At 42.4% G+C, this 13,516-nt stretch carries 10 protein-coding genes; all 10 read left to right on the forward strand.

Annotated elements, in window-relative coordinates; genetic code table 11:
• The first annotated feature begins 50 nt into the window (after positions 1-50).
• Positions 51-3,395, forward strand: a complete 3,345-nt coding sequence (locus FZC76_RS15565) for a GH36-type glycosyl hydrolase domain-containing protein (RefSeq protein WP_148989100.1) — start codon at positions 51-53, stop codon at positions 3,393-3,395.
• 102 nt (positions 3,396-3,497) lie between these two features.
• Entirely contained in the window at positions 3,498-4,613 is a 1,116-nt protein-coding gene (locus tag FZC76_RS15570) for a Gfo/Idh/MocA family protein (RefSeq protein ID WP_148989101.1), read from the forward strand.
• A 163-nt stretch (positions 4,614-4,776) separates the two neighbouring features.
• On the forward strand, positions 4,777-5,763 hold the full coding sequence (locus FZC76_RS15575; protein WP_148989102.1) for a LacI family DNA-binding transcriptional regulator: 987 nt from the start codon (positions 4,777-4,779) through the stop codon (positions 5,761-5,763).
• Between the two features lie 655 nt (positions 5,764-6,418).
• A complete protein-coding gene (locus tag FZC76_RS15580; RefSeq protein ID WP_148989103.1) occupies positions 6,419-7,141 on the forward strand; it encodes a ThuA domain-containing protein in 723 nt (240 codons plus the stop codon).
• A gap of 13 nt (positions 7,142-7,154) precedes the next feature.
• Positions 7,155-8,192 (forward strand): Gfo/Idh/MocA family protein, encoded by a 1,038-nt coding sequence (locus tag FZC76_RS15585; RefSeq protein ID WP_148989104.1) that lies wholly within the window; start codon positions 7,155-7,157, stop codon positions 8,190-8,192.
• 15 nt (positions 8,193-8,207) lie between these two features.
• On the forward strand, positions 8,208-9,176 hold the full coding sequence (locus tag FZC76_RS15590; RefSeq protein ID WP_148989105.1) for a sugar phosphate isomerase/epimerase family protein: 969 nt from the start codon (positions 8,208-8,210) through the stop codon (positions 9,174-9,176).
• Between the two features lie 84 nt (positions 9,177-9,260).
• Positions 9,261-10,025 carry a sugar phosphate isomerase/epimerase family protein gene (locus FZC76_RS15595; protein ID WP_148989106.1) on the forward strand — a complete coding sequence of 255 codons (765 nt, stop codon included), beginning with the start codon at positions 9,261-9,263 and terminating at the stop codon, positions 10,023-10,025.
• A gap of 168 nt (positions 10,026-10,193) precedes the next feature.
• The gene (locus FZC76_RS15600; RefSeq protein ID WP_148989107.1) at positions 10,194-11,264 is read left to right on the forward strand and encodes a Gfo/Idh/MocA family protein; all 1,071 of its coding nucleotides are present in this window, start codon (positions 10,194-10,196) and stop codon (positions 11,262-11,264) included.
• Between the two features lie 45 nt (positions 11,265-11,309).
• Positions 11,310-12,296, forward strand: a complete 987-nt coding sequence (locus FZC76_RS15605) for a glycoside hydrolase family protein (protein WP_148989108.1) — start codon at positions 11,310-11,312, stop codon at positions 12,294-12,296.
• Between the two features lie 58 nt (positions 12,297-12,354).
• Positions 12,355-13,512, forward strand: a complete 1,158-nt coding sequence (locus FZC76_RS15610; protein ID WP_148989109.1) for an ROK family transcriptional regulator — start codon at positions 12,355-12,357, stop codon at positions 13,510-13,512.
• Positions 13,513-13,516: the final 4 nt, after the last annotated feature.

Below are 13,516 nucleotides of genomic sequence, written 5' to 3' on the forward strand. Positions count from 1 at the left end.
AAAATCATCTGCGTCGTATAAGTAACAACCATTAAAGGAGGACTTTAATCATGCAAACAACAACAGCCAATCAAAAGATTAATATAGAAGCCGGTAATGTTCGCTTTACTTTCCTGAACAGCGGAGACCTCTTTGAAGCAACACACAAAGAAATCATGATCAACCAATGGATGTCCAACCCAATCGACGGTGCACTCAACAACCTATACCTTCGGGTTCACGGCGAAAACGGCATCAAAGCTTATCCGCTACTAGGCGTAAAATCAACCAGCAACACAAGCCATTCCCAAAATGAAATTAAATGGGAAGGAACAGTTGCTGACATCGACTTTTCCGTAAACTTCCGCCTATCTGAAAAAGAGATCTGGTTTTGGGATATAAAAGTAAATGGTGCAGGACAAACAGTCGATATCGTTTACGGTCAAGACGTTGGAATCGGAAGCAAAGGACTTGTGCGAACGAACGAATCCTACCTGTCTCAATACATTGACCACACAGTATTTGAAAACGAGCAAAATGGCTATGTAGTCTGCTCCCGCCAGAATCAGCCACAGCCAGGAGGTTTTCCTTACCTGCAGCAAGGCTCTCTTACAAAAGCAGTTGGCTACTCAACAGATGGATTCCAATTCTTTGGTCTTTCTTACAAAGAAACAAACGAGCCGGAAGTGCTGATAAAAGAAACACTTGCCAATGAAATCTACCAATATGAATTTGCTTTTACAGGCTTGCAATCAGAAAAGGTTGTGCTTGATGGGCAAGAAAGCTTCGTATTTTATGGTCTTTTCAAAGATAATCATCAGGAAGCTGTAACAGAGCTTGAGTTTTCTGAGGAGGTAACACAAGCTTGGGAGGAAGTAAAAGGGCTAGCTTCTGACTCTACTGAAGAGCTAGAGAAAGTTACGGTCAACGCCAACCTATCCGGTGTGCTTTCCGGGGCATCTTTTACAAAAGAGGAACTAGATAAGTATTTCCCTGTTCGCCAGCAAGAAGAATGGGACGGAGATACGTTGCTATCTTTCTTCACCGATACGTATGAACATATCGTGTTAAAAGAAAAAGAACTTGTCGTGGAGCGTCCGCACGGTCATATCATCATGTCAGGCAATAATGACAAAATGACGGAAAACATCATCACTTCCACTTCTTATATGTACGGAATCTTCAACTCACAGCTTGTCGTAGGCAACACGTCCTTTCATAAGATGATGACAAATGCCCGTAATGCATTGAATGTTATGAAAACTTCCGGACAGCGCATCTATGTAGAAGTGGAAGGGCAATACAAGCTATTAACAATGCCTACTTTATTCGAAATTGGCTTTAACTATGCTCGCTGGTTTTACAAAACAGTGGACGATGTGATTGTGGTCACAAACTATACAGTAGTAGATTCTCCTGATATTCAATTAGCGGTAACGTCTGAAAACGGTAAAAACTATCGTTACCTTGTTACGAACCAAATCTCCATGAACAACAATGAGCTGGTTGTTTCCTATGATATGAAACAGGAAGGCAAGGTGCTGACGTTCACAGCAGTGGAAGGGTCTGACAGCAAGCATGTTTATCCTGACCTGGCTTATAAGCTGACTGTTGAAGGCACAGACTTTACGGTTAACGATGAAACAAAACTTGCAGAAGGAGTCGTTCAAGGATCTGCTTCCCTTGTGGTATTGGAAACAGAAGCAACTTCAAGCTGGACGATGACGGTTCAAGGGTTATTGCACGGTGAAGAGAGAGAATGTAAAGCTCCGAATTTTACCACAGAAATGGAACGTTACCGTACATTTTTTGAAAAAGTGATGAACGGATTTAAGTTGTCATTAAGTGGCGAAAGCAAGGAAGAGCTAGAAAAAATGAATGCCACTGCCTGGTGGTACACACACAATATGCTTGTACACTACTCTGTACCACATGGTTTGGAGCAGTACGGTGGAGCGGCATGGGGAACACGTGATGTTTGCCAAGGGCCGACAGAATATTTCATGGCAACGCAAAACTACGAAAGTGTGAAGGAAATCATTAAAAAAGTGTACACTCATCAATATGAAGACACTGGGAACTGGCCGCAATGGTTCATGTTCGATCAATACAACCGTATTCAAAGTGAAGAAAGCCACGGGGATATCATTGTTTGGCCATTAAAAGTATTAAGTGATTACCTGACGATCACAAAGGACTACTCTATTTTAGAAGAAAAGGTTCCTTACACAGTTCGTGGTGCGTTCCATTTCACAGAAGAAAAAGCGACTGTGTTCGAACATGCCAAAAAAGAAATTCAATACATTAAGGATCACTTCTTACATGATACCTTCCTATCCTCCTATGGTGATGGGGACTGGGATGACACGCTGCAACCGGCAAATGCGCAGTTGAAACAATACATGGTATCAAGCTGGACCGTTTCCTTGACATACCAGGTGCTGAACACTCTTTCCAAAGCACTTGAGGAAGTATTAACAGAGGAAGCAGCAGAATTAAAGGCTTTGGCAAAAGGAATTGAAATCGACTTTAACAAATACATGCTTGCATCTGAAGTGATTCCTGGTTTCGTCTATATGGAAGATCAGGACAAGCCGGAATTGATGGTACACCCAGAAGATACAAAAACAGGCATACATTATCGTTTGCTGCCAATGACTCGAAGCATGATCAGTGAACTATTAACACCAGAACAAGCGAAAGCACACTATGACCTGATTAAGAAGGAATTGTACTGCCCAGACGGCGTGCGCCTTATGAACCGACCGGCGAACTATGCAGGTGGTGTCAGCACCCACTTTAAGCGTGCAGAACAAGCCGCTAACTTCGGGCGTGAGATCGGATTGCAATATGTGCACGCACATATCCGCTACGTGGAAGCGATGGCCAAGCTTGGGAAGACGGATGAAGTGTGGAAAGGTTTGAATACCATCAACCCAATCAATATCCAACAGGCAGTGCCGAACGCAGAACGCCGTCAAAGCAACGCCTACTTCAGCTCTTCTGACGGTCAGTTCAACAATCGTTATGAAGCACAAGAACAATTCGGAAAACTGCGCGATGGTTCTGTTAAAGTAAAAGGCGGATGGAGAATTTACTCTAGCGGACCTGGAATCTACATGAACCAACTAATATCCAACTGCCTTGGCATCCGTTTCCAAGCTGGAGACCTTGTAGTGGATCCTGTACTGCCAGCAGAACTTGACGGATTGCACTTTACCTATAAAGTAAATGGACACGATGTTCAGTTTGTTTACCATTTAGGTCAAGAGCAGAAGGAAGTTCGTGTAAATGGAAAAGCAGTGAAGGGAGCAGAAGTTTCCAACCGCTATCGTAACGGAGGATTTATCATCGGCAAGGAAGAGTTATCACAACTCCTGTTTGAAGGGGAAAATATAGTCGAGGTATTCATCTAAGTTTTTTTACCACAAAAAGGATAAAATAGGAAAATACCAATCTAATAATGAAATACGGCGTAGATTTAAGTGCGCCGTATTTCTTTGTGAGGAGAGAATAGCTTGAAAAAAGTGAAAGTGGGAGTCATCGGTACAGGTACGATCAGTGGAATTTATTTAGAAGCACCAACCAAATTTTCCATTTTGGACATTGTCGCAGTAGCGGATTTGAACTTGGAACGCGCAAAAGAAAAGGCAGCACAGTATAACGTGGAGAAAGTCTACACGGTCGATCAAATGCTGGCAGATCCGGAAATTGAAATGGTCATCAATCTGACCATTCCTAAAGCACACTATGACGTGACACTTGCTGCACTTGAAGCAGGAAAGCACGTATTTGTGGAAAAGCCATTGACGATAGAAGTCGAAGAAGGAAAAAAACTTTTAGAACTGGCTGAACAAAAAGGACTTCGTGTTGGTTGTGCACCAGATACGTTCCTAGGCGGTGCGCTGCAAACCTGCCGCAAACTTATTGATGAAGCCATTATTGGTAAACCGGTAGCTGCAACAGGTTTCATGCTTGGAGCGGGTCCTGAAGGCTGGCATCCTGCTCCTGACTTTTACTATCAAAAAGGCGGGGGGCCGATGTTTGACATGGGGCCATACTATTTAACGGCGTTCATTCACCTATTGGGACCAATTAAACGAGTGACAGGCTCCACCCAATCAGCTTTTGAAAAACGGACCGTGACAAGAGCAGAAGATTACGGACGCCAAATTGATGTGGAAATACCAACACATGTCACCGGCTTGCTAGACTTTGAAAATGAAGCGGTTGGAACATTGATTACAAGTTTTGATGTAATGGGTGGAACTCAGCTTCCTTGCATGGAAATCTACGGGACAAAGGGAACCTTAAGTGTTCCAGATCCGAATAATTTTGGCGGTGCAATACGAGTCCGAGAAATAGGGACGAACGACTTTAAGGTATTTCCACTGGAGTATGGTTACTCAGATAATAGTCGTGGAATTGGAGCGGCTGATATGGCCCATGCTATCAGAGCAGGCAGACAGCACAGGGCAAATGGACATATGGCCCTGCAGGTTCTAGAGGTAATGCATGCCATCCACGAATCTTCAGTGGAGGGAAAGCATATTTTAATAAAAATTAGTTGTTCTCGCCCAGAAATCCTGCCTTTTGGATTAAGTCAGGACAGGCAGGATTTATTTGAAAAGTAAGTAGGATATGCTTTTGATGAGCCCCTCTTTGGAAGCTATCAGCTATTGAATATTAAGACCGTTTACATTATGCTAGAGATAGGAGATTGAAACGTTTCGAACAGAAGCAGTTCACAGGCCATTTTTGGATATGTGTCCTGTCTCTATAAGGGGGTTAAGCAAGGTGGCAACAATTAAAGATGTGGCAAAGCTTGCAGGCGTGGCTGTTTCGACGGCGTCCTATGCACTCAACAATGTAAACAAGGTCAGTCCTGCTACGATGAAAAAAGTGCAAGAAGCCGCAAGAGAGCTAAACTATATGAAAAATGGCTTTGCGTCTGATTTAAAAAGAACAAAAACAAACACGATTGCACTCATTTTAAGAGATTTATCAGGTCCATTTTATTCCGAGCTAATTAAAGGGGTACAGGAAGTTACAACAGCTAATGGTTATGACCTGATAGCATGCAGCTCTGTTGGTGGTGCACAGTCAACCGCTGCCAAATTTCTAAAAGAAAAAAGGGTGGATGGCGCAATCATCCTTGCCCATAATATTACAAATGATATTATCTTAGAATCAGCCCGTGAAGGTTTCCCCATCGTCGTACTTGATCGAAAGATTAATCATAAGTTTGTGTATCAAGTGGAAGTAGACAATTTTCATGGCGGGTATGCGGCTACAGAATACTTGATTAATAAAGGGTATCGTGAAGTCGGGTATGTAAGCGGTCCGATGAATTCTCACGATAACCAAATGCGTTTTGACGGGTACATGGCTGCCCTGAAGGAACATGGAATTCAGTACCAAAATAAATGGAAGCTATCCGGTGATTTTACTCGTGAGGGTGGCTACCGAGCAACAAAAATGTTGATTGCACAACGCCAGCTCCCGGAAGCCATTTTCTATGCCAATGATGAAATGGCGATTGGCGGTCTGCAAGCTTTCAAAGAAAACAAAATCAGCGTACCGGACGATATTTCCATCATCGGGTATGATGATATTCAGATGGCTGAATATGTGAACCCGCCGCTCACGACGGTAAGGCAGCCCAAGTATGAGGTTGGTGCTTTAGCGGTGCATGTAGTATTCCAAGCTTTGGCCAAAGAGGATACAGTAGAAAATTACTATAACCTTTCTACCGAGATTGTGGAACGCAAGTCTGTGAAGTAAGGTAATAATGAAGTTATGGTTGTGGCCTTTCCTGTTTATGTGACGGGGAGGGCTTTTTTGATTGGTTGTTGAGGAGTTTGCCGGCTTTAAACGTAGTTTTTATTGTATATTGGTCATCGCTGATTAAATTTGGCCATCTCCACTACCCGTCTTTTGGGAGGATCGGCGTTTATCCATTGTAAATTGATTATATCCATTGTTCAGAGCCATTTATCCATTGTAAAAAATTTATATCCATTGTAAAAGTGATTTATCCATGTATACAACGAACTTATCCATTATTCCTCATTTCCATCACTTACACATCAGTGTATTTTCCCACGTCCCCAAACTTACTCCCAACCTTCACTCGAGAAGTCGGAATTTTACCATCTAGTTCGGACTTTAACATTGAAAACGCTTTATTATCCATTTATAATGTAGGAGAGTTCTCTAGGAACGTTGCACATATCCCAATATGGAAACGTTCCCACAAACATAACCATAGCAAATTAATAGAGTTAGAGATTTTACAAATATTAAAGTAAGTAACCTAGCTGATGATTGGAGCGAAAGGCGGAGACTCCAGCAGGGCCCCGCGGAAAGCGAAGCCTGGCGCGGAAATCAACAGCGGTGTAACCAAAATAGACTGCAAGCAAAGAAAGGAGCAACAACAATGATTAAAGTAACTGTATGGAATGAAAACCGACATGAACAAACAAACGAAAAAGTGAGAGAAGTATATCCAGAAGGTATCCACGGTGCCATCGCTTCCTTCCTGAAAGAAGAAAACTACGAAGTAAGAACCGCAACATTGGACGAACCAGAGCACGGACTAACCGAAGAAGTACTAAACAACACGGATGTTCTTTTATGGTGGGGCCATGTCGCGCATGACGATGTGAGCGATGAGATCGTTACTCGCGTGAAAAATAGAGTACTAGACGGAATGGGATTAATCGTTCTTCACTCTGGACACTTCTCTAAAATCTTCAAAACATTGATGGGTACAACTTGTGACCTGAAATGGAGAGAAGCGGACGAGAAAGAGCGCATCTGGGTAGTATCACCGGGCCATCCAATCGCAGAAGGAATCGGGGAGCACATCGATATCGAGCGTGAAGAAATGTATGGCGAGCACTTCGATATTCCAGATCCGGACGAGCTAGTATTTGTGAGCTGGTTTGAAGGCGGAGAGGTATTCCGCAGCGGTTGCACATACAAGCGCGGAAGAGGGAAAGTATTTTACTTCCGTCCAGGTCATGAAACTTACCCGACGTACTACCATGAAAAGGTACAAAAAGTCATCAAGAATGCCGTTAACTGGGCAAAACCAACAACAATCGGCGATGTATATTACGGAAATGCAAAACCATTAGAAGAAATCAAAAGCAAATAAGGGGGATAACAAAATGAAGAAATTACGAGTTGGAGTAGTAGGATGCGGAAGTATTGCAAAGCACCGTCATTTACCGGAGTACCATGCAAACCAGAATGTTGAGCTTGTTGCACTATGTGATGTCGTATTAGCACGCGCGGAGCAAGCTGTAGAAACATTTGGCGGAAAAGCATATGAAAGCTATCAAGAGATGATTGACCGTGAAGAATTGGACGTGGTGAGTGTATGCACACCGAACTACCTGCATGCCCCTGTATCTATCTATGCTTCGAAAGCTGGAGCGCATGTTTTATGTGAAAAGCCGATGGCAACGTCCAAAGAAGAAGCGGACGAAATGATTGCTGCTGCTAAAGCATCCGGCAAAAAACTGATGATCGCGCACAACCAACGTTTTGTTCCATCCCACCAAAAAGCAAAGCAGCTGATCGAAAGTGGCGAGGTAGGGAAAATTTACAGCTTCCGTACTGCATTCGGACACCCTGGACCAGAAGGCTGGAGTGTGGACGGAAAAGACAGCTGGTTCTTCCGTAAAGAAGAAGCATTTATCGGCGCTATGGGAGACCTTGGCGTACACAAGTCCGATTTATTGCGATATCTTTTAGGAGAAGAGATCGTGGAAGTTGGAGCGTTCATTGAAACTTCTGCAAAAGAAAACACAGATGTGGATGACACGGCAGTTTGTGCGCTAAGAACAGAAAACGGCATCGTTGGAACACTTGCTGCAAGCTGGTCTTACAAGCGTGAAGATAACTCCACGATCATCTATGCGGAAAAAGCAGTTCTTCGTTTAGAAGACGATCCGACTCACTCTTTAGTTGTACAATACGCAACAGGCGAAACAGTTCGCTATGAGTTAGGTAAAATTCAAAGCAATGATGCAGGCGGACAAACTGGTTCTCATGTAATCGATCATTTTGTAGCAAGCATCCTAGAAGACAAAGAAGTACTTGTCGACGGAAATGAAGGAAAGAACTCCTTAATGGTTATTTTGGGAGCGCTTGAATCTAACGAAACGAAGAAGATTGTCAACATCCAAAACGAATTGAATTAAGGAGAGTGAACACTAATGAAACTAGGCGTATTTACCGTCCTTTTTGCCAATAAACCTTTTACGGAAATGCTTGATTATGTGAAAGCGGCAGGTCTGGATGCAGTGGAAATCGGTACAGGCTGCTACCCTGGCAACAATCATTGTCCTTTGGATACTCTTTTAGAAGACGAAGGGGCACGCAATGCTTATATGGAGGAAATTCATTCCCGCGGTTTACAAATCAGTGCATTCAGCTGCCACGGTAATCCAATTTCACCGGATGAGGGTTTTGCAAAAGAATCTCATGAAACGTTGCTAAAAACAATTGACCTTGCTGCTTTAACAGGAGTTGAAGTGGTAAATTGTTTCTCCGGCGTTCCTGGTGACAGCGAAACAGCAAAAGCGCCAAACTGGCCTGTTGCACCTTGGCCAAATGAGTATGGCGACGTACTTACATGGCAGTGGGAGACAAAGCTTGTGCCTTACTGGAAGGAAGTAGGGAAGTATGCAGAAGAGCGTAACATCAAAATCGGTCTTGAACTGCACGGCGGATTCTTGGTGCATACGCCTCATACGATGCTGAAACTTCGTGAGCTAACGTCCTCTGCAATCGGCGCAAACCTGGATCCAAGCCATCTTTGGTGGCAAGGAATTGACCCTGTTGCAGCAATCAAAATTTTAGGAAAAGCTGGCGCGATCCATCATTTCCATGCAAAAGACACGTATATTGATCAAGATAATGTGAACATGTACGGCTTGACGGACATGCAGCCATATGGTGAAGTTCAAACGCGTGCATGGAGCTTCCGTTCCGTTGGTTGCGGACATAGTGTCCAAGAATGGTCCGACATGATGAGTGCATTGCGCACGTACGGGTATGATTATGTAGTCAGCATCGAGCACGAAGACCCAATCATGTCAATTGAAGAAGGCTTTGCACGTGCTGTGACAAACCTTCAATCTGTATTGATAAAAGAACAACCTGCTGATATGTGGTGGGTGTAAAAAATTAGTGGCCAAGGGTGAATAACTCTTGGTTGCTTTTGTTTGAATGATTAAATAATGATCTTTAAAGGGAGGAAAGTAGAGATGAAGCATAAGATAGCTGCACAACTATATACGGTTCGAGATTTGTTGGAAGAAGATTTTCCGGGAGTATTAAGAGAGTTGAAAGATATGGGGTATGCAGGGGTACAAATATCCGGTATGTTTGGACATGACCCAGAGGAAATCTTTTCATTAATGAAAGAACTGGGACTTAAAACAGCTGGGATGCATGTTGATATTAATAGTTTCCGAAATGATCTTCCGAAAGTACTAGAACAAGCTGAATTGTTTGAAACGAAAGACTTAATTCTTCCATACCTGGTAGAAGAAGATAGAAATGTAGAGAGCTATATTGCTTTAAAGGCTGAATTGAACGAAATTGCTAGAAAACTTCATAAAGATGGGTACCGCATTAGTTATCATAATCATGATTTTGAATTTGAGACAGAGATTGAAGGGAAAAATGCGTTGGAGTACCTATTAGATCCAACTGATGACAACCTGTTGTTAGCTGAACTAGATGTGTATTGGGTGAAAAAAGGTGGCAAAGAAATAGTAAGCTTTTTAGAGACGTATTCCAACAGAATGCCAATAATTCATCTTAAGGACATGGCAAAAGATGAGGAGCAATCCTTTGCGGAAGTAGGGAATGGCACCATTGATTTTGAACCTATTTTACGTTGGGGAGAAAGAAATGGAATTGAATGGTATGCGGTGGAACAGGATGTATGTCCAGGAAATCCGTTAGATAGTCTGAGAGTGAGCATAGAAAATCTCCACAAGTTAATAGACTCCATGAATGAATAAACGACAGTATATAAAAAGGGACCGGCTCCGGGTGTGGAGAACGGTCCTTTTTGTTTTTTAGAGTATTTTATGGTTGAGGAGTCTAATGAGAAATGGTAAGATAACAACTATAATATAAATAAATTTAATGAATTAATTAATTATTTTTTAAAGTGAGGTGCAATCAAAGTGAAATTACGTATTGGCATTGTAGGAACAGGACAGACAATAGGAGTTGCTACCGATCACCTTAAAGGAATACAGGCAGTTCCTCAATGGGACTTAACGGCCGTTTTTGATATCAATGAAGAAAACGCCAGAAGCTGGGTGGAGCGAAACGCTTTATCTTCGGGAATTATCTGCCAAAGTCTCAACTCTCTTCTAGATAAGGTAGACGCCATTACCATTTGTACAGATAATTTGTCTCACGGGGCTATTGCTCGGGAAGCGATAAAGCGCAAATTGCACGTACTATGTGAGAAGCCTCTTTCCATTAACTATTACGAATCCAAACTTTTGGCAGATGAAGCAGAAAGTGCAGGGATTATTCATTACATGGGAATGCAATATCGTTATCATCCTTATGCACAATTAATTAAGGAATTAATTCAATCAGGAGAGCTGGGGGATATTTTCTCCTATCGACATAAGCTTGGTGGGTCTAGAATCGGAAACCCAAATGTCGGCTTGGAATGGCGTATGAAAAAAGAGTATTCTGGCCCTGGTTCCGTAGCAGATTTCGGCACTCACCAAGTCGATTTGATTCAATTTTTCTTGTCGGATGTTTGTGGAGAAATTCAAGATGTACAGGCAGCCCTTGGGACATTCATCACTTCCCGTCAGACAGATGAAGGGAAACAAGCTGTAACAAATGATGATTTGGCATCGGTAGTTTTGCGAATGGAGAATGGGGCTATTTGCACGCTGAATAATTCCAGGTTACTGCCACAGGAAGGCGATGGATTAGAAATTGTGGGGACAAAAGGGGCCGTTTCCATGAATAAGGATGGAGAGGTATATTTTCGAACTCGAACAGAGAATGGCGGATGGGCTGATGAATTAATACATATGACATTCCAAGAAAGACATGTATTTCCGGGATTGGCTCGCGGGAAGCAATATGCTGAATTTTATGATGCGATCGTACAGGATAAGCCTCATGAGCTTTCTTTTGCTTATGGAGCGAAAGCGGCTAAAGTGATTGATGCGGCTGTATTGTCTAGTGAAAAAGGAGTAAGAGTGCCGCTTTTGGAAAACTGATGAACGTTTAATTGAATCAAAATAAATGAAGTGAGGGGATTTAATATGGAGAGAACAATCATACAGGAAAATCAGGTAAAACTTGCACCATTATTTCATCCAGAGGAAGGAAAGACAGTGATAACCCCACTCGGAAACGAGACAGGCTATTGGGCAGGAGCACCTACCATCCTTTTTGATGAGAAAGATGATACCTTTTACTTATATTATCGATTAAGAAATCCTCGTGGCCTGGGAGAAAATGAACGAGGTTTTGAGGTTAGAATCGCAAGCAGTAAAGATGGAGAGAGTTTTACGGATGTGTGGAGTTTGCATAAAAAACAATTAAATTCAAGTTCCATTGAACGATCTGCACTGGTTAAGGTAAAAGACAACCTCTATCGTCTTTACGTCAGCTATGTGGATTCAGTAGATAATCGCTGGAGAATTGATGTAGTTGAAGCGGAGACTCCGTTTTCATTTGATGTCAATAATCAAAAAAAAGTGTTAACAGCATCCGACTATCCAGGTGTAGAAGGTGTAAAAGATCCATATGTAGTGAAGCATGAAGATTTATACTATATGTATTTTGTGTACGCTAAAGGAATAGAGGATGCGGACTTAAGCAACATGCATAACACTGGCGACGTCCATAATACAGGATTGGCTGTTGCCCCGACTGGCCTTGCTGTAAGTACGGATGGTGTGAATTTTGAATGGAAGGATACGGTTTTACCTGTAAGTGAATCAGGGTGGGACCGCTATCAATCTCGACTTACTTCCATTATCCCTTATGAGGGTGCTTACACTGTACTTTGGGATGGGAGTATCGGCGTCGAACAGAACTATGAAGAAAAGCTAGCATTGGCATTAACGGTGGATTTAAAAACCTTTGCGAAAATAAATGTAAACGGCCCTGTTCTTGAAACAAACTTAAAGAAGGCGGTTCGTTATGTGGATGCCATCATTCACGAAGATCAGATATGGTATTATTATGAATACACAAGAGAAGACGGTGCTCATGAACTTCGTTTATGTAAGGTAAGGGTTTAATAGACTTTCATCCTGAAATGTTAAACTCAGACCGTCTCCATAAAGAGGAGAACGTAAGATGTCATTTATTGGCCAGAATACATTAAGAACCAAACAACTGAATAGAGCCTTAGTATTTCAAACATTACTGCGTTTTGAAGCACCAACAAGACAGGAAATAGCAGCCTTTACCAAGCTAACGCCTGCCACGATAACCAACATTATAAGCGAGTTGATGGCAGAAGGATTTGTGGTAGAACTTGGAACCGGTGTAAGTGACAGAAAAAGAGCGGGTCGCAAAACAGTGGTACTTGGGTTAAATGAAGAGGTAAAAAGGGTAGCAGCGATACACATCAGAAGTGACCGGGTTGAAATGGGCATTGTCACGTTAAAAGGGAATGTATTAACATCAACTAGCTTTTCTATTCCTGAAAAAATAAACCAGGTTGAGTTTGTTCGACTTCTAATCGATATGCTGCAAAGCTTCCTTCAAAAAAACCAAAGATTATCTGTAAGCTGTATTGGAATCGGATCGGTTGGCATAGTGGACTTCGACAATGGGATCATACTGGAAGCGGAGCATCTAGGGTGGGAAAATGTCAACCTGGCTTCCGAGCTTTCGGATATTTTTCATGTACCTGTATACCTTGATCATAATGTACGCGGAATGGCACTCGGTGAGAAGATGTTCGGTTCGTGCAAAAACCACTCAGACTTTATGAGTGTTTATATCGGGCAGGGAATAGGGGCAGGTTTATTCCTTAATGACCAACTTTACCGCAGTGAGTTGACCGGGGCCGGGGAAATTGGCCATATGACCTATCAGCCGGAAGGGATTGACTGCTGGTGTGGAAATAAAGGATGCTTGGAGAGATATGCATCTGAAGAGGCTCTTTTACATGCGGTAAATCTAGAATCGGTGAGCAGTATCATTAAGGCCAGTCAGAATGGGGATGCAAAAGTGAATCACGCTCTTATAGAGGCAGGAGAGCGGATTGCAATTGTTCTTACTTCATTCCTTAATATGTTTCACGTACAAAAAATAGTTATTGGCGGTGAACTGGCCAAAGCAGATTTACCTCTCATCCAAGAAATTAGAGAGAAAGTCAATACTCTATCTTTTTTAGCCAAAAAAAGAAAGGTAGAAATTGTCACATCCGACCTCGGGGAACATCAAGGGGTAATTGGTGCAGCAAGTGTTGCGTTATTATATGGAGTATTTACGGCAAATAAATAATAGG

It is taken from the genome of Sutcliffiella horikoshii (assembly GCF_008180725.1).
Classification (GTDB): domain Bacteria; phylum Bacillota; class Bacilli; order Bacillales; family Bacillaceae_I; genus Sutcliffiella_A; species Sutcliffiella_A horikoshii_B.

Bases quoted from the DNA above. Each gene is read 5' to 3' on its own strand.
- FZC76_RS15565 (WP_148989100.1), top strand. From the start codon at position 51: ATGCAAACAACAACAGCCAATCAAAAGATTAATATAGAAGCCGGTAAT.
- FZC76_RS15580 (WP_148989103.1), top strand. From the start codon at position 6,419: ATGATTAAAGTAACTGTATGGAATGAAAACCGACATGAACAAACAAAC.
- FZC76_RS15585 (WP_148989104.1), top strand. From the start codon at position 7,155: ATGAAGAAATTACGAGTTGGAGTAGTAGGATGCGGAAGTATTGCAAAG.
- FZC76_RS15590 (WP_148989105.1), top strand. From the start codon at position 8,208: ATGAAACTAGGCGTATTTACCGTCCTTTTTGCCAATAAACCTTTTACG.
- FZC76_RS15595 (WP_148989106.1), top strand. From the start codon at position 9,261: ATGAAGCATAAGATAGCTGCACAACTATATACGGTTCGAGATTTGTTG.
- FZC76_RS15605 (WP_148989108.1), top strand. From the start codon at position 11,310: ATGGAGAGAACAATCATACAGGAAAATCAGGTAAAACTTGCACCATTA.
- FZC76_RS15610 (WP_148989109.1), top strand. From the start codon at position 12,355: ATGTCATTTATTGGCCAGAATACATTAAGAACCAAACAACTGAATAGA.